This is a genomic window from Enterobacter cloacae complex sp. 370H10 (genome assembly GCF_050031535.1).
Lineage (GTDB): Bacteria > Pseudomonadota > Gammaproteobacteria > Enterobacterales > Enterobacteriaceae > Enterobacter > Enterobacter intestinihominis.
In genome coordinates, this window is the sequence record NZ_JBLGWG010000001.1 from 885,762 (window position 1) to 900,178 (window position 14,417).

Annotated in this window: 14 protein-coding genes, 2 tRNA genes and 1 rRNA gene; 13 read left to right on the forward strand and 4 right to left on the reverse strand. The window is 53.4% G+C overall.

What is annotated here, in order from left to right; translation table 11 throughout:
- Window position 1 precedes the first annotated feature (1 nt).
- From rrf to dkgB, 3 genes are all read left to right on the forward strand, one after another.
- Window positions 2-117, forward strand: a 5S ribosomal RNA gene (gene rrf, locus ACQG2Q_RS04145).
- A 55-nt stretch (window positions 118-172) separates the two neighbouring features.
- A tRNA-Asp gene (locus ACQG2Q_RS04150) sits at window positions 173-249 on the forward strand.
- Window positions 250-409: 160 nt separating this feature from the next.
- Window positions 410-1,213 (forward strand): 2,5-didehydrogluconate reductase DkgB, encoded by an 804-nt coding sequence (gene dkgB / locus ACQG2Q_RS04155; protein WP_063850114.1) that lies wholly within the window; start codon window positions 410-412, stop codon window positions 1,211-1,213.
- Between the two features lie 30 nt (window positions 1,214-1,243).
- On the opposite strand, the gene yafC is transcribed toward dkgB, so the two are convergent.
- Window positions 1,244-2,149 carry a DNA-binding transcriptional regulator YafC gene (gene yafC, locus ACQG2Q_RS04160; protein WP_022647124.1) on the reverse strand — a complete coding sequence of 302 codons (906 nt, stop codon included), beginning with the start codon at window positions 2,147-2,149 and terminating at the stop codon, window positions 1,244-1,246.
- 104 nt (window positions 2,150-2,253) lie between these two features.
- Here yafC and ACQG2Q_RS04165 point away from each other — a divergent pair, with 104 nt between their 5' ends.
- The 3 genes from ACQG2Q_RS04165 to ACQG2Q_RS04175 all read left to right on the forward strand — a co-directional run bounded on the left by ACQG2Q_RS04165 (window position 2,254) and on the right by ACQG2Q_RS04175 (window position 5,218).
- Entirely contained in the window at window positions 2,254-3,429 is a 1,176-nt protein-coding gene (locus ACQG2Q_RS04165) for an MFS transporter (protein ID WP_023305476.1), read from the forward strand.
- A 137-nt stretch (window positions 3,430-3,566) separates the two neighbouring features.
- The gene (locus tag ACQG2Q_RS04170; protein WP_032621812.1) at window positions 3,567-4,367 is read left to right on the forward strand and encodes an endonuclease/exonuclease/phosphatase family protein; all 801 of its coding nucleotides are present in this window, start codon (window positions 3,567-3,569) and stop codon (window positions 4,365-4,367) included.
- A 77-nt stretch (window positions 4,368-4,444) separates the two neighbouring features.
- Window positions 4,445-5,218, forward strand: coding sequence for a class I SAM-dependent methyltransferase (locus ACQG2Q_RS04175; protein WP_022647127.1), 774 nt, complete (start codon window positions 4,445-4,447; stop codon window positions 5,216-5,218).
- Between the two features lie 52 nt (window positions 5,219-5,270).
- On the opposite strand, the gene mltD is transcribed toward ACQG2Q_RS04175, so the two are convergent.
- Both mltD and gloB read right to left on the reverse strand, forming a co-directional pair.
- A complete protein-coding gene (mltD, locus tag ACQG2Q_RS04180) occupies window positions 5,271-6,635 on the reverse strand; it encodes a murein transglycosylase D (RefSeq protein WP_022647128.1) in 1,365 nt (454 codons plus the stop codon).
- 68 nt (window positions 6,636-6,703) lie between these two features.
- Window positions 6,704-7,462, reverse strand: a complete 759-nt coding sequence (gloB, locus tag ACQG2Q_RS04185; RefSeq protein ID WP_022647129.1) for a hydroxyacylglutathione hydrolase — start codon at window positions 7,460-7,462, stop codon at window positions 6,704-6,706.
- Between the two features lie 32 nt (window positions 7,463-7,494).
- On the opposite strand from gloB, the gene ACQG2Q_RS04190 reads away from it, so the two are divergent.
- Window positions 7,495-8,211, forward strand: a complete 717-nt coding sequence (locus ACQG2Q_RS04190) for a class I SAM-dependent methyltransferase (protein ID WP_023305478.1) — start codon at window positions 7,495-7,497, stop codon at window positions 8,209-8,211.
- Here ACQG2Q_RS04190 and rnhA read toward each other — a convergent pair whose 3' ends face one another.
- On the reverse strand, window positions 8,212-8,790 hold the full coding sequence (gene rnhA, locus ACQG2Q_RS04195; protein ID WP_160840538.1) for a ribonuclease HI: 579 nt from the start codon (window positions 8,788-8,790) through the stop codon (window positions 8,212-8,214).
- Here rnhA and dnaQ point away from each other — a divergent pair.
- From dnaQ to ACQG2Q_RS04225, 6 genes are all read left to right on the forward strand, one after another.
- Window positions 8,744-9,475, forward strand: a complete 732-nt coding sequence (dnaQ, locus tag ACQG2Q_RS04200) for a DNA polymerase III subunit epsilon (protein WP_072201000.1) — start codon at window positions 8,744-8,746, stop codon at window positions 9,473-9,475. The genes rnhA and dnaQ overlap by 47 nt on opposite strands.
- 132 nt (window positions 9,476-9,607) lie before the next feature.
- Window positions 9,608-9,684, forward strand: a tRNA-Asp gene (locus ACQG2Q_RS04205).
- A 387-nt stretch (window positions 9,685-10,071) separates the two neighbouring features.
- On the forward strand, window positions 10,072-10,791 hold the full coding sequence (locus ACQG2Q_RS04210; RefSeq protein WP_022647132.1) for a FadR/GntR family transcriptional regulator: 720 nt from the start codon (window positions 10,072-10,074) through the stop codon (window positions 10,789-10,791).
- Complete coding sequence (locus ACQG2Q_RS04215; RefSeq protein WP_045623443.1) at window positions 10,788-11,801, forward strand: ABC transporter ATP-binding protein; 1,014 nt, start codon at window positions 10,788-10,790, stop codon at window positions 11,799-11,801. Before ACQG2Q_RS04210 ends, ACQG2Q_RS04215 begins: the two co-directional genes overlap by 4 nt.
- A complete protein-coding gene (locus ACQG2Q_RS04220) occupies window positions 11,798-12,880 on the forward strand; it encodes an ABC transporter ATP-binding protein (protein WP_063850116.1) in 1,083 nt (360 codons plus the stop codon). The genes ACQG2Q_RS04215 and ACQG2Q_RS04220 overlap by 4 nt, the downstream gene beginning before the upstream one ends.
- Window positions 12,881-12,882: 2 nt before the next feature.
- A complete protein-coding gene (locus ACQG2Q_RS04225; protein WP_176486861.1) occupies window positions 12,883-14,403 on the forward strand; it encodes an ABC transporter substrate-binding protein in 1,521 nt (506 codons plus the stop codon).
- Window positions 14,404-14,417: the final 14 nt, after the last annotated feature.

The following is a 14,417-nucleotide window of genomic DNA, read 5'->3' on the forward strand; positions in this document are numbered from 1 at the left end:
GCCTGGCGGCTTTAGCGCGGTGGTCCCACCTGACCCCATGCCGAACTCAGAAGTGAAACGCCGTAGCGCCGATGGTAGTGTGGGGTCTCCCCATGTGAGAGTAGGGAACTGCCAGGCATCAAATTAAGTAGTAAGCCGGTGCATTAATCCGGTGGTTACAGAAGTATTCGGTGGAGCGGTAGTTCAGTCGGTTAGAATACCTGCCTGTCACGCAGGGGGTCGCGGGTTCGAGTCCCGTCCGTTCCGCCACTTATTAAAAGCCCTGAGCTAACGCTCAGGGCTTTTTTCTTATCTGTCGTTTAACTATTGCGAAATTAGCAAAAATCCTCTGCGTTTTACGATCTTTTTCGACATAACAACCACAGCGATAATCCTCCTCAGTTTACGAACATAACGATTGAGGAATGATATGACTATCCCTGCACTGGGTCTGGGCACTTTTCGCCTGAAGGACGACGTTGTTATCGCATCTGTTAAAACCGCACTCGAGTTGGGCTATCGCGCTATTGATACGGCGCAGATTTATGACAACGAAGCTGCCGTAGGTCAGGCTATCGAGGAGAGCGGCGTACCGCGCCATGAGCTTTTCATCACCACCAAAATCTGGATTGAGAACCTCAGCAAAGACAAGCTGATCCTGAGCCTGAAGGAAAGTCTGAAAAAGCTGCGTACTGACTATGTTGATCTGACGCTGATCCACTGGCCATCACCTGGCGATGCCGTCTCCGTAGAAGAGTTCATGCAGGCGCTGCTGGAAGCAAAAGAGCAGGGCTTGACGCGTGAAATTGGTATCTCGAATTTCACTATCCCATTGATGGAAAAAGCCATTGCCGCAGTGGGTAAAGAGAATATTGCTACTAATCAGATTGAACTCTCTCCTTACCTGCAAAACCGCAAAGTTGTGGACTGGGCGAAACAGCATGGCATTCACATCACCTCGTACATGACGCTGGCATATGGTAAGGCCCTGAAAGATGAAGTGATTGCACGCATCGCTGAAAAACACAAAGCAACAGCTGCACAGGTGATCCTGGCATGGGCGATAGGTGAAGGATATGCCGTGATCCCGTCTTCAACCAAACGTGAAAACCTGGCAAGTAACCTGTTAGCGTGGGATCTCCAGCTCGATGATGAAGATAAAAAAGCGATCGCTGCACTGGAATGCAACGATCGTCTGGTCAGTCCCGAAGGGTTAGCACCTAACTGGGATTAATAAAAACCCTCCCTCTGTACCCTTAAACCCTCACACAGCTCCTCCGGGAGCTGTTTTTATATGTTCGCTAAGGAAGTCGATAAAAGCGCGTATGCGCGTACTTACTGCTCTGTCACTGTAATACACCGCGCTAAAAGGCATCTCTACAGGTAAGCGTTTGTCAGCCATTAGCTCAACTAGCTGGCCCGCAGCTATTTCCTTATCAATCATATAGTCTGATAAACAGGCGATCCCGTTTCCTTCAAGACATAGCTGTTTCAGCGTTTCCCCGCTATTAGACGAAAGTCCGCAGGTGATCTCATGAAGTTGTCCGTCATGACAGGCCACGGGCCAGGTGTTCAGCGAGACAGGTTCCGTAAAGCCCAGGCACAGGTGCTGCTTCAGCTCCTCAACGGTCTCAGGTTTGCCATGCTCTGCAATATATTGCGGTGACGCGATAATTTTGCGGTAGCTGGTGAACAGAGGGCGAGCGCGTAAACTTGAATCCGTCAGGGTTCCCGCGCGGATCGCCACGTCAACTTTACGCTCAATCAGGTTAATAAACGTCTCAGAAGAGACCAGAGACAGGGTCATCTCCGGGTAGCGTTCGCGGAAGGGTTTAATCAACGGCATCAGGAAATGCAGCACGACCGGCGTCGCCGCATCTATGCGCAGCAGCCCACGCGGCGTGCTGCGTGATTCCATGATTTCCGTTTCTGCTGCCGCCATCTCCTGCAAAACGGACTGCACGCGTCGAAAATAACGTTCACCTTCTTCCGTCAGGCTGAGCTGCCGCGTTGTTCTGTTGAGCAGACTCACCCCGAGCTTCATCTCCAGCTTTTTCACCGAGCGGCTGATGGCGGAGTTCGCCTGTCCGAGCTGTTCGGCAGCACGGCTGAAGCTGCCGCTTTCAACAACGGCAACGAAGACAGTCAGTTCTTCCGATGTGGCTTTCATTATTGCATCACCTGCAAAATTCTATTGAGATTCTAACCATTTTTGTTATTTAAACACTGGCGCATACTGCCTGTCATCTTAATCCTGAAGAGACGGAGTATTTTATGCCACTGGCGCTTCTTGCCCTGACGATCAGTGCCTTCGCAATTGGCACGACCGAATTTGTTATCGTAGGACTTGTTCCTACCATTGCTGAACAACTCGCTATCTCGCTGCCTTCTGCCGGGCTGCTGGTATCTATTTACGCGTTAGGCGTCGCTGTTGGGGCGCCTGTGCTGACCGCACTGACTGGACGCTTTCCACGTAAACAACTGTTAGTTGCCCTGATGGTGCTCTTCACTGCTGGCAATATTCTGGCGTGGCAGTCACCGGATTACTCCACGCTGGTCATTGCCCGCCTGCTGACAGGCCTCGCGCACGGTGTCTTCTTCTCCATCGGTTCCACGATTGCAACCAGCCTGGTGCCAAAAGAGAAAGCGGCGTCAGCCATTGCGATTATGTTTGGTGGCTTAACCGTCGCGCTGGTCACCGGCGTGCCGTTAGGAACGTTTATCGGACAACATTTTGGCTGGCGTGAAACCTTCCTCGCGGTATCGCTGTTGGGCGTGATTGCTCTGGTAGCCAGCCTGCTGCTGGTGCCCTCCAGTATTCCGGGGCGCGCGAGCGTCAGCCTGAGCGATCAGGTTAAGGTTCTGACACACCCGCGCCTGCTGCTGATCTATGCCGTTACGGCCCTGGGTTATGGAGGTGTGTTCACTGCGTTCACCTTCCTTGCACCGATGATGCAGGAACTGGCTGGTTTTTCTCCGGGCGCGGTGAGCTGGATTTTACTGGGCTACGGTATCTCCGTCGCAATCGGCAATATCTGGGGCGGCAAGCTTGCGGATAAGCATGGTGCGGTACCGGCGCTGAAATTCATCTTCGCCGCCCTGGTTGCCCTGCTGATGATTTTCCAGTTCACCGCATCGATGCAATACGCCGCGCTGGTAACGGTGTTGGTTATGGGGATATTCGCTTTTGGTAACGTGCCGGGATTGCAGGTATATGTTGTGCAGAAAGCCGAACGTTATACGCCTAATGCGGTGGATGTCGCATCTGGGCTGAATATCGCCGCATTTAATATCGGTATCGCACTCGGTTCGGTTATCGGTGGGCAGGTGGTTGAACATGTTGGATTAACCCAAACGCCATGGATTGGTGCGGTAATTGTGCTTATCGCTTTCCTCCTTATTGGTCTTAGTGGACGGCTTGATAAACCCGCTCGCGTCGCACTTGGATAAGTATCAGTAAGTGCTTGCTTACAAAACTGGAAAGCGGTTTCTCAGTAATTGCGTTGAAAGTGTGACCTAAAATCCCTATAACATTAGAACCAGTCCGTTTTCCGGGCTGGTTCATGTTACAGAGGCCGTTTCCAAAAGTGCGAAAAAATACCTATGCCATGCGTTATGTTGCCGGAATGCCTGCGGAGAGGATCTTGCCTCCGGGGTCGTTTGCGAGCCTTAGCCAGGCATTACCAGCGGGCACTCCATTAAGCAGTGACGAAAAAATTCGCGTACTGGTGTGGAACATCTTTAAGCAACAGCGTGCGGAGTGGTTATCCGTACTTCAAAATTTTGGTAAAGATGCGCATCTGGTTCTGTTACAGGAGGCGCAAACCACGCCTGAACTGGTCAGGTTTGCAACGACGAACTATCTTGCAGCCGATCAGGTGCCTGCCTTTGTTCTGCCACAGCATCCTTCCGGGGTGATGACCCTTTCAGCCGCACATCCGGTCTATTGCTGCCCGCTGCGTGAACGTGAGCCGATCCTGCGTCTGGCAAAATCAGCGCTGGTCACGGTCTATCCGTTGCCCGACACCCGTCTGCTGATGGTGGTAAACATTCATGCGGTGAACTTCAGCCTGGGTGTTGATGTGTACAGTAAGCAGTTACTTCCCATCGGCGATCAGATTGCTCATCACAGTGGGCCGATCATTATGGCCGGGGACTTCAATGCCTGGAGCCGTCCGCGTATGAACGCGTTGTACCGCTTCGCGCGTGAAATGTCGCTGCGTGAAGTTCGTTTTAACGATGACCAGCGCAAGAAAGCGTTTGGTCGTCCTCTCGATTTTGTCTTCTATCGGGGTTTAAGCGTGCACGACGCCTCCGTTCTGGTGACGCGCGCCTCCGATCATAATCCTCTACTAGTCGAATTCAGTCCCGGCAAACCTGATAAATAATGGTGCGTCAGGTCTGCCGTGGGGCAGGCCTGTGCGGGTGCTGCCCTTTATTTTTTAACCCATAAAAGGACAGCAACATGACAACAACACACTCCCATCATGACAACGTCGAAAAACAGTTTGGTTCTCAGGCAAGTGCCTACCTGAGCAGTGCCGTACATGCCTCTGGCCGCGATCTGGTGCGTCTCGGCGAACGGCTCGCCGCGTTTCCTGACGCGCACGTGCTGGACTTAGGCTGCGGGGCGGGGCATGCCAGTTTTACCGCCGCACAGCAGGTTGCTCAGGTGACGGCGTATGACTTATCGAGCCAGATGCTGGATGTGGTTGCTGAAGCGGCGAAAGCGAAAGGACTGAATAACGTCACGACGCGCCAGGGCTACGCTGAATCTTTACCCTTTGAGGATGCATCCTTTGAGGCTGTGATTAGCCGTTACTCTGCACACCACTGGCATGATGTGGGGCAGGCATTACGGGAAGTGAAACGCGTGCTCAAACCGGGCGGAATATTCATCATCATGGACGTGATGTCTCCCGGGCATCCGGTACGGAATATCTGGCTCCAGACGGTTGAAGCGCTGCGTGATACCTCGCACGTGCAAAACTACTCCAGTGGAGAGTGGCTTACGTTTATCACCGAAGCTGGCTTGATTTCACGCTCATTGATAACCGACCGTTTGCCGCTGGAGTTCACGTCATGGATTGCACGGATGCGCACGCCGGAGGCATTAACTCAGGCGATCCGATTGTATCAGGAGAGTGCCTCTGCTGACGTCAAGGCGTACTTTGAACTGCATGACGATGGTTCGTTTACCAGCGACACCATTATGGCTGAAGCGCAAAAAGCGGGATAAACAAAAAAGGCACCGAGGGGAATCGGTGCCTTTTTAATAAGCGATCGTACTATCAGGAATCTGGCGTAGCGCTGTTTTTCACAAACAACGTCAGCTGGTCGCCAGGTTGCAGGTTGTCAGTATCGTTGTTCCAGCGCATCACATCTTTGATGTTTACGCCGTGACGCTTAGCAATACTGGACAGCGAGTCGCCTTTACGTACGCGATAGGTAATGCTATCGCTGTTTTTAGCGAGACGCTGTGCGCTGCTACCTGCACCTACGGTCAGCGTTTGACCCACTTTCAGACCGGATCCGCGCAGATTATTCCACTGCTGGAGATCTTTCGTATTCACGCCAAGACGTGATGCAATACCTGAAAGCGTATCACCTGAACGCACCTTATAGCTGCGGCTGCTTACAGGCGACGTATCAGCAATCAGCGTAGACTGAACGGCTGCAATTTCACCCGAAGCTAAAGACTCACGTAACTGCTCCGCGTGTTTCTGCGGAACCATCACATAGCGCGGGCCGCTTGCACCCAGCGTGGAGCCTTTAACACCTGCATTAAAGGTTTTAAGCTTACTTACCGACATACCCGTCATATCGGCAACCTGTTGAATATCAACAGGGCTGCTGAGGCGGACACGCGCCAGTGCACGACTTTCGTCTGGTGTTGGCAGTTGTACACCGTAACGTTTGCTGTTCTTGAGAATGTCACTCAGTGCCAGCATTTTCGGTACGTAAATCTTTGTTTCCTGTGGCAGTGAGAGCGACCAGAAGTCTGTGGATTTTCCACGCGCTTTATTCGCTTTCATTGCCTTCAGTACACGACCTTCACCACTGTTATACGCCGCGACAGTCAATAACCAGTCGCCGTCAAACATCTTGTTCAGACGTTGCATCATGTCGAGAGCGGCTGTCGTTGAAGCGACAACATCACGACGCGCATCGTAGTTGCGGGTCTGCTTTAAACCATAATTTCGCCCTGTGCTCGGAATGATCTGCCAGATGCCTGCTGCATTGGCGCCAGACGTCGCGTGCGGGTCAAAAGCGCTCTCCACTATGGGTAGTAGTACCAGTTCCATAGGCATGTTACGTTTCTTAACTTGCCCTGCTATCCAGTACATATACGGCTCTGCCCGTAATGTTACATCGTGGAGATAGCTCTTATTTCTCAAATACTTCTGTTTCTGTTCGCGAATCCGGCTGTTTTCCGGAATTCCCATCTTTAGCTCGTCGCCAATAGAGGCCCACAAGTCTTGTTCCTGCGCGAAGGATGTCCCATCGTCCAACCATCGCGCCTGACTCGTAAACTTCCCTGCTTCCCCTTGACCAGCCGCAGAAAGGCTCTGTGCGTGCTGTTGTACGTTGCTGCCGTTTTGTGACTGGCAACCTACAAGCAGGACAGAGGCGAGTAATATCGCTTTTGCCTTCATGTGTGTGTCAATAGTTGCTTAAAAGACGAGCGATGATAACGGCGAATTTTTGAAAAGGCAACCCGCAATTATCTGAAGTTATCTTTCTTTGACCTTAACCATGCAAATCGCGCTTCAGGTTGTAACAAATTTGTTTCTTGATTAATTTTATTAATTAAATCAACGTCATTCGTTCTTAAAAATAAATTTATTTGTCGCTCATTTTTCAGAATTACGGGGAGTGTTTTTTGGTTTTTTGCACGTAACTCCTTCACTTTCTGGTAATAATCCTGAATCGCCCGATCCTCTGGTAGTACGCTTGCAGCAAACTTCATATTCCCTAATGTATACTCATGTGCGCAACAAATTACGGTGTCGGCTGGCAGCGCATTAATTTTTTGTAAAGATTGATACATCTGTTCTGGCGTGCCTTCAAACAGCCTTCCACAGCCGCCGGAAAACAGCGTGTCGCCACAAAAAAGATAAGGTTTGCTGTAGAAACAGAGATGACCGGAAGTGTGACCTGGCGTAGCAAATACGGAAAACTCGCACCCGAGGATGAGGATACTTTCGCCTTCTTCGACAACTTGCGTCGTACCCTTATCCTGTGTCTCTGCTGGTCCGTAGACGGGAATATGGGGATAGCGCGCAAGGAGATCGGGAACACCGCCGACATGATCGTGATGGTGATGGGTAAGGAGGATCGCTTCAGGCTGCCAGTCGTTTTCTTCTATCGCGTGCAGGATCGGTACGGATTCGCCGGGATCAACAATGATGCATCTGCGATCGTCATCGACTAAAACCCAGATGTAATTGTCCTGAAAGGCGGAAATACTGATAAGATTCATGCATTACCTCTTATAGCGTGGCGGGTGTTTTGATGAAACCGGCAAGGATACCTCAGACTGTCGCACCACCGGAACGTTGGGCAGAGTTGCCCTGGGGTGAATATTATCGCGAGGCCTTAGAACTTCAGCTTAAACCCTGGCTCGCGAAAATGTATGGTTTTCACCTGCTTAAGATTGGCAATCTGAGCGCAGAAATCAATACCGAAAGCTGCGCTATCTCGCATCAGGTTAGCGTATCGCTTAATGGCTCCCCGGTTCAGGTAAAGGCTGATCCGCTGCATTTGCCGTTTGCGGAAAAATCCATTGATGCCTGTCTGCTCGCTCACACGCTGCCCTGGTGCAGCGATCCCCATCGTCTGCTGCGGGAAGCCGACCGCGTTTTGATTGATGACGGCTGGCTGATCCTGAGCGGTTTTAATCCGCTGAGTCTGATCGGGCTACGTAAACTGACGCCCGTTCTGCGCCGCACGCCGCCATATAACAGCAGGATGTTTACCATGATGCGCCAGCTGGACTGGCTTTCACTGTTAAATTTCGAAGTGCTGAGCTACGGGGGTTTTCAGGTCATCCCCTGGACGCGTAAAGGCGGGGTCTTATTAAGCACCCATTTACCCGCGCTGGGCTGCATGCAATTTATTGTCGCGCGTAAGAGGACGATCCCACTTACGCTCAACCCAATGAAGCAAAGCAAATCAAAAACGCGGATCCGCCAGACCGTGGGTGCCACGCGGCAGTACAAAAAACCGTGATCAGGATTCAGGTTGATAACCTGCATCCTCATGGGTTGGGTTTGATGCCGCCGCGCGAGCCAGCTCGTCACAGCGTTCGTTTTCAGGGTGACCGGCGTGCCCCTTTACCCACTCCCATTTGATTTCGTGCTGACCGAGGGCGGCATCAAGACGCTTCCAGAGATCGACATTCTTGACGGGTTTTTTCTCTGCCGTTTTCCAGCCGCGCTTTTTCCAGTTGTGGATCCATTGGGTAATGCCCTGGCGAACATACTGGCTGTCGGTACTCAGCACCACGTCACAATGTTCTTTTAAGGCTTCCAGCGCCACGATGGCCGCCATCAACTCCATGCGGTTGTTGGTGGTCAGGAAATAGCCTTCACTAAATGTTTTTTCATGCTGGCGATAGCGCATAATGGCACCATAGCCGCCGGGCCCTGGGTTACCGAGACAAGATCCATCGGTGAAAATTTCTACCTGTTTACGCATCTCTGGTAGACTTCCTGTATTTGAAACGTTCAGTAAAACGATAAGTCTGACATAAATGACCGCTATGAGCACTGCAATTACTCGCCAGATTGTTCTTGATACCGAAACCACCGGTATGAACCAGATTGGCGCCCACTACGAAGGGCACAAAATCATTGAGATTGGAGCCGTTGAAGTGGTGAACCGTCGTCTTACGGGCAACAACTTCCACGTTTACCTCAAACCCGATCGGCTGGTGGATCCGGAAGCGTTCGGCGTTCACGGGATTGCCGATGAGTTTTTGCTGGATAAGCCCACCTTCGCCGATGTCGCGGATGAATTTCTCGACTACATCAGAGGTGCGGAACTTGTCATTCATAACGCGTCGTTCGATATCGGCTTTATGGACTATGAGTTCAGCAAGCTCAACCGCGATATTCCAAAGACCAATACGTTCTGTAAAGTCACGGATAGCCTGGCGCTGGCAAGGAAGATGTTTCCCGGCAAGCGTAACAGCCTTGATGCCCTGTGCTCTCGCTATGAGATAGACAACACCAAGCGTACCCTGCACGGCGCATTGCTCGATGCCCAGATCCTGGCCGATGTATACCTGACCATGACCGGCGGGCAAACGTCGATAAAATTCAGTATGGAAAATGAATCCCAGCAGACGCGGGATGAAGGCGGCATTCAGCGTGTCGTGCGCCAGGCTAATCGCCTGCGGGTTGTTTTAGCCAGTGATGAAGAGCTAATGAACCACGAATCTCGCCTCGATTTAGTGCAGAAGAAGGGCGGAAGCTGTCTGTGGCGTGGATGAAAAAAGGCGGAAACGTTTGTTAAATCGCCGTTTGGGTGATTTTTGCAGCAAACGATTCAAAACCTGAGAAAAAGCGTTGACGAGTTCAGAGGCAAACCGTAATATTCGCCTCGTTCCCCAAACGGGAACAGTGGAGCGGTAGTTCAGTCGGTTAGAATACCTGCCTGTCACGCAGGGGGTCGCGGGTTCGAGTCCCGTCCGTTCCGCCACTATTCAGAAAGCCTGAATCAGAAATGATTCAGGCTTTCGTCGTTTTATACCCCCTAAAAACTCACCTATTCTCATTCTATTTTAATTAACAAAAATTTAATAAACAAAGTGCAATTTATTAACAAATGCACATTATTGGTGCGTAATTTGCACTGTTATTGTGCATTATGTCTCCATCTCACCTTCTGCCCTCATTTTGATATGTAATAATTATGTAAAAATAATTCATAAGAAATCATTCAGTTACCTGTCATTCTTCAGAAAACTCATGAACCAATACGTTATTGGTTCGCTTATTGCTTAATCATTAGCACGATAAGTAGTCTGTCATATCAATAACTTATCGTTAATAAAAATAAAGCCATGATGAAAGCGAGCGAACCAATATGGAAAAACCTTCACGGGTTTTAGCAAATTCCAGCACCGCGCTTGACCAGTTGCGCGGGCTTATCAACCAGCACGAGTCAACACCAGGCACTCCGCTGCCCACTGAACGTGAGCTATCGGAAACACTCGGCGTAGGACGACGCGAAGTGCGTCGCGCGCTGGACGTGCTGGAAGAAGAAGGGCGGATCTGGCGCAAGCAGGGCAAAGGTACCTTCATTGGTCCGGCTGCCCCTGTTGAGCCGTTGGCGCTTCAGGGATTGGTTCAGCAAACCAACCTGCTGGAAGTCATGGAAGCTCGACTACAGCTCGAACCCGGCTTAGCCCGACTTGCGGCACTGCGTGCCACCAGGGAAAACCTCGCGCTCATGCAGCGCATGCTGGAACGCATTGACAAGGTCAGCCCGGATGACCGCGATCTTAACGAACTGTGGGATAGCGCCTTTCATCGCGCCATTGCGGAAGCAGCCGGCAACCGCCTGATGCTAGGGCTTTTCGATGCGATAGATGCCGTCCGCCGGGAGCCCGGCTGGCAGTATTTACGCGAGCTTGCCCGCACCCCCGAACGTGTCGACAACTACAACGACCACCATCACAAAATCATGTCAGCGATTATTCATCGCCAGCCTAATGAAGCTGCGGCCGCCATGCGCGAACACCTGCTCAGCCTGCAAACCGCCCTGATTCAGGCCATCCACCTTGAGGACGATTCCACGCTATGACGACGATACCCTTTAAGGACTCCATGCCCGTACTGCGGCTGCAAAACCTCAACGTTAAATTCGCGGGCTCGCCGGTAAGCGTGCTCGAAGACATCTCGCTGACGGTAAGGGCGGGCGAAACGCTGGCGCTGGTGGGCGAGTCCGGCTGTGGTAAAAGCATCACTTCCCTGGCGCTGATGGGGTTATTGCCTGCCAGCGCCAGGATCGTCAGCGGGGAGATGCACTTCCGCCGCCACGATCTGCGCAAGCTCTCGCCGCGCGAGTATGCCAATCTGCGCGGCAGCGAGCTGGCGATGATATTCCAGGAGCCCATGACCTCGCTCAACCCGGCTTTCACGCTTGGCGATCAGCTCAGTGAAGCGGTGATGCGCCATCAAACGATCTCCCGGGCTGAGGCGATGACGGTTGCGCTACAGATCCTGGAGAAGGTGCAGATCCCGGCCGCAGAGATGCGCCTTAAGGTTTACCCGCATCAGCTTTCCGGCGGTATGCGCCAGCGCGTGATGATTGCGATGGCGCTGATAAACCATCCCAAATTACTGATCGCTGACGAACCCACTACCGCTCTGGACGTGACCATTCAGGCGCAAATTCTCGCTCTGCTCAATACCTTAAAAGAAGAAACGGGCACGGCGGTGCTGATGATCACCCACGATTTAGGCGTGGTGGCCGAAGTGGCACAGCAGGTGGCGGTGATGTATGCCGGCCAGGTAGTAGAGCAGGGAAGCGTCGAGGCGATATTTGCCGACCCGCAGCACCCGTACACAATTGGCCTGATGGGCTCGATCCCCTCCCTTGGCGTACGCAAGGGCCAGCTTTCCACCATTCCCGGATCGGTCCCGCTGCCGGAATCCATGCCTCAAGGCTGCCGCTTTGCCACCCGATGTCCCTTCGCGCAGACGCGCTGTCATGCTGAAAAACCACCGCTCACTATGCTCGGCACGGGTCATCAGGTTGCCTGCTTCCGCGTGCCGCTGGAACAACACATTGCCCTGGGAGAAATTGCATGACCACGCCCATTCTTGAAGCCCGGGATCTGAGCAAGCTTTTCCCCGGCCCGAAAAAACTGTTTACGCCGGCCCGCTTTGTCACGGCTGTTGACCGCGTTTCACTGTCGGTGCTGCCAGGCGAAACGCTGGCTATTGTCGGCGAATCAGGTTCCGGGAAATCCACCCTCGGCCGGCTGCTGCTGCGCCTGCTGGGCGCCAGCGAAGGGCGCGTATTTTATCAGGGTGAGGAGATCACCCACGCCTCAGGCGCACGTCTGAACCAGCTCCGGCGTGAGCTACAGATCATCTTTCAGGATCCCTTCGCCTCGCTGAACCCGCGCATGACGGTAGAACAGATTGTCGGTGAGCCGCTGTGGCTGCACCAGAACATGAAAAAAGCGGATCGCCAGTACCACGTCGCCGAGCTGCTCAGGACGGTCGGCTTGCCCGCGGCCTGGGCCGGACGTTATCCGCACGAATTTTCCGGCGGGCAGCGTCAGCGTATCGGCATTGCGCGCGCGCTGGCGTCAGGCCCAAAGCTGCTGCTGGGCGATGAACCGGTTTCCGCACTGGATGTTTCCGTCCAGGCACAGGTGGTCAATTTACTGGAAAGCCTGAAGCACAAGTTGGGGCTAACGATGGTGATCGTCGCCCACGGTCTGGCGGTTATCCGTCATATGAGCGACCGCGTGGCGGTGATGTATCTTGGGCAAATCGTCGAGCTGGCCACCGTCGACGATATCTTCGACGCGCCGCTGCATCCTTATACCCAGGCATTAATTGCCTCTGCGCCGCAAATGCAGCCAGGCGTAGCGCGGGATGCGCCGCTGTTGCAGGGTGATTTACCGAACCCGGCTAATCCGCCCTCCGGCTGCCGTTTCCACACCCGTTGCCCCTATGTTAGCGATGAATGTCGTCAGGTTGAGCCGATTCATCAGGTAATCGACGGCGGACGTCAGGTCGCCTGCCACCGCTGGCAGGAGATTAATCGCGATCGCAGCGTTATACAGATCGCACCGCCATCCGCCGCATTTTTGCGCCGCCGCGCGCTGTTTGAACACGCGGCTACTCACTCCTCCCTTCCTTCAAGGAACTCATGATAATGACAATGCGTAATTCTCTTTTGACCGTACTGGGAAGTGTTATGTTGCTTGGTGCGGCGCTGCCCGCCCATTCTGAAAGCGTGCTGCGAATCGGCCTGGGTGCAGATCCGGACATGCTGGACCCGCATCTGGCGCGTACCTATTATGGCCGCTTCGTCTTTGCTTCCCTGTGTGACCGGCTGGTGGACGTGGACGAGCACGAGCACCTCAAGGTGGTGCCGGGACTGGCGAAATCCTGGGCGTGGAGCGATGACGGCAAAACGCTGACCCTGGATCTCCGTGAAGGCGTGGCCTTCCACGACGGTGAAAAATTCGATGCCGCCGCCGCGAAATACAACCTCGACCGGGCCCTGACGCTAAAAGGCTCTCTGTGTAAAAGTGAACTCTCTTCCGTTGAGTCGGTGGAGGTCACCGGCCCGATGCAGATAGCCCTGCACCTGAAAACGCCGGATGCCGCACTTCTGATGCAGCTCACCGATCGCGCAGGCGCAATGATGGCGCCGGAAGCCGCGAAAAAAGCCGATTTTGCCGCCCATCCGGTCTGTTCCGGCCCGTATAAATTCGACAGCCGCGTGTCGCAGGACCGCATTGTGCTGACCCGCTTCGACAACTACTGGAACAAAGACGCCTACCACTTCGATAAAATTATCTATCTGCCGATCCCGGATGCCTCCGTGCGCCTGGCGAACCTGCGCGCGGGCGATCTCGACCTGACCGAAGGCATTGCCGCCAGCGACGTCAAAACCGTCGAAGCCGACAGCAAGCTGGCGCTGGCGAAGGTGACGGGCCTCGGATACCAGGGCATCACCTTCAATATTAACAATGGCAAAGTCCCGGCAAACGATCCCTTCAAAGATGCCCGCGTGCGTGAAGCATTTTCCCAGGCCATCGATCGCGATGCTTTAAACCAGGTAGTGTTCGAAGGGCTTTACACTCCGGCAAACCAGGCGTTTTCGCCGGTAAGCCCGTATCACGTCAATTTCCCGGTTCCCCCGCGTGACGTCGACAAAGCCAAAGCGCTGCTGAAAGCCGCAGGCGTCACCGCACCGCTGACCGTCAATCTACTGGTGCCGAACAACCCAACCTCGCAGCAGGTGGGCCAGGTATTGCAGGCGATGGTGGCAGAGGCGGGCTTTAACCTGAACCTGCAAATGACCGAGTTCGCCACGCTGCTGGATCGCCAGCAGAGCGGTGACTACCAGTTGAGCTTCTCCGGCTGGTCGGGTCGCCCGGATCCAGATGGCAGCATCTACGGCTTTATCAACAGCAAAGGCACCCTCAACGACGGCCGCTACAGCAATGCTCAGGTGGATGAATGGCTAACGCAGGCGCGCCAGAGCACCGATCAGGTCGCTCGCCAGCCGCTGTATGACAAGGTTGTGAAGCAGCTTCAGACCGATATGCCGATTGCATACCTTTACTTCGAACCGCGCATTTTTGGCCTGAACAAGCGCGTGCAGGGCTTTAAAGCGTACCCGGACGGCATTGTGCGTCTGGCTGGCTTAACGCTGGCGAAATAAACCTCCTGAGGAGA

Coding starts and splice junctions, on each gene's coding strand:
- ACQG2Q_RS04190 (WP_023305478.1), top strand. CDS start 7,495: ATGAAACCGGCAAGGATACCTCAGACTGTCGCACCACCGGAACGTTGG.
- yafC (WP_022647124.1), bottom strand. CDS start 2,149: ATGAAAGCCACATCGGAAGAACTGACTGTCTTCGTTGCCGTTGTTGAA.
- ACQG2Q_RS04215 (WP_045623443.1), top strand. CDS start 10,788: ATGACGACGATACCCTTTAAGGACTCCATGCCCGTACTGCGGCTGCAA.
- ACQG2Q_RS04225 (WP_176486861.1), top strand. CDS start 12,883: ATGACAATGCGTAATTCTCTTTTGACCGTACTGGGAAGTGTTATGTTG.
- ACQG2Q_RS04220 (WP_063850116.1), top strand. CDS start 11,798: ATGACCACGCCCATTCTTGAAGCCCGGGATCTGAGCAAGCTTTTCCCC.
- gloB (WP_022647129.1), bottom strand. CDS start 7,462: ATGAATCTTATCAGTATTTCCGCCTTTCAGGACAATTACATCTGGGTT.
- dkgB (WP_063850114.1), top strand. CDS start 410: ATGACTATCCCTGCACTGGGTCTGGGCACTTTTCGCCTGAAGGACGAC.
- dnaQ (WP_072201000.1), top strand. CDS start 8,744: ATGAGCACTGCAATTACTCGCCAGATTGTTCTTGATACCGAAACCACC.
- ACQG2Q_RS04175 (WP_022647127.1), top strand. CDS start 4,445: ATGACAACAACACACTCCCATCATGACAACGTCGAAAAACAGTTTGGT.
- mltD (WP_022647128.1), bottom strand. CDS start 6,635: ATGAAGGCAAAAGCGATATTACTCGCCTCTGTCCTGCTTGTAGGTTGC.
- ACQG2Q_RS04210 (WP_022647132.1), top strand. CDS start 10,072: ATGGAAAAACCTTCACGGGTTTTAGCAAATTCCAGCACCGCGCTTGAC.
- ACQG2Q_RS04165 (WP_023305476.1), top strand. CDS start 2,254: ATGCCACTGGCGCTTCTTGCCCTGACGATCAGTGCCTTCGCAATTGGC.